This is a genomic window from Moorena sp. SIO3I6 (assembly GCF_010672095.1).
Genome location: NZ_JAAHHU010001332.1, coordinates 1 through 1,412 on the forward strand (window position 1 = coordinate 1; position 1,412 = coordinate 1,412).

2 pseudogenes are annotated in these 1,412 nt (G+C 40.6%); both read left to right on the plus strand.

The annotated features are described in order from the left end of the window. Positions 1 to 197: pseudogene (locus F6K49_RS49060) on the plus strand (hypothetical protein); the annotation flags it as partial. A 563-nt stretch (positions 198 to 760) separates the two neighbouring features. Beyond that, positions 761 to 1,412, plus strand: a pseudogene (locus F6K49_RS49065) (hypothetical protein); the annotation flags it as partial.

The window sequence follows — 1,412 nt, forward strand, 5'->3', positions numbered from 1 at the left end:
GATGTAAAGCGCGAGTGGTTTTGGGCTGGTTGATTGACCGAAAATCTGCCAAAGCCAATGGCAGTAAACTTATGCATCGAGTCCGTTTCACCTTGAATTACGACCCTGACCCAGCCATGGCCTGCCGCAAACAACATCAGGTGCCACTCGTGGCGAATTTAATTCTTAATGCGGAAAGCGCACCTAAGTTTTTGTAGTCAACTTTAGCATGCATGCCCGCCCTGCTTACTAAGGGTGGTTAGGGGGGATTCCTCTTGCCTTGCGGGTAGCGCTATATGCGTCTTGACAACCTGGGATGGCGAGGGTGGGCATAGGCATAATCATCATAGAACACAGACAAGCAAAGTATACAGAGCACAATCAAGATTTTTTTCAGTTGTTTCATAGATAGAACAGCTAGTCTAAAACTTTATTCTTGACCGATGCTAATGTAATCACAACTATTATCACAAGTAGTTTATGATATTTTTTTTACTCTATTTTAATGTCCATCAGTAAATAATTGACTTTGTCCTACCTGTTGATTGAAAGGCTAAGCAGTGGATACATAAACCAATTTATCCTCAAACTTACTTAAAAATTAATTAGTCTGACTCGAAGCTCCTGACTGGAAGCTCCTGAATCGGAGGATAGTTGGTTATGTCGAACTGAGGTGATTTTAAATTATTAATTTTTAATTGACGAAAAACACTGATGGTCTATAGATAAATTAGCAGCTAAGATCGATGAATTAACATTCCAGATACAATAGGAGATGACAATGTCTGTACCTACCCGTACTCCTTTACCAATTATCCTAATTCGTGGGTTTGGCGGTCTCAATATTCAAGAGGAACAGCGCTTAACCTATCAGGGCTTTAACCAAGGCACCGTCTATGAACACAAAAAGGGAACAAATGAGATTTATGAAGGATTAATCCTGAGTTTTCTCAAGTCAGACTGGCAATACCAGGATGCCACTAACGTCGTGACCTTTAGTAGTCAGGAGATTGAAGATGAACCAGCCCTGCCTCGGAAACTAAACTCTTTGCAGAAAATGCTCCAGGATGGCAAACCCCTGCCATCATCACTTCAGTGGTTAAAGGATAATGGTATTTTCGATAAATTTAAGCGCCTCAAAGAAGAAACCTATACTCTAAACTATCCAGACAAAACTGAACAAAAAAGATATTTTTCAGGGGATAAAGTAGTCATAAACCCAGAGATGTCAGAATACTTTTTGGAGTCTATCAAAGATCCCTGGCGCTCCATTTGGGTATTTCGCTACTATGACCTAAAAGAGCGTAAATTTGACACCTATGGTAATGCCTTGGTGCGTCTAATCTACTTAATTCGTGAACTAACCGCAAATCAAGCAGGTGTTAAACCTAAGGTTAACATCATTGCCCATTCTATGGGTGGGTTAATCGCTC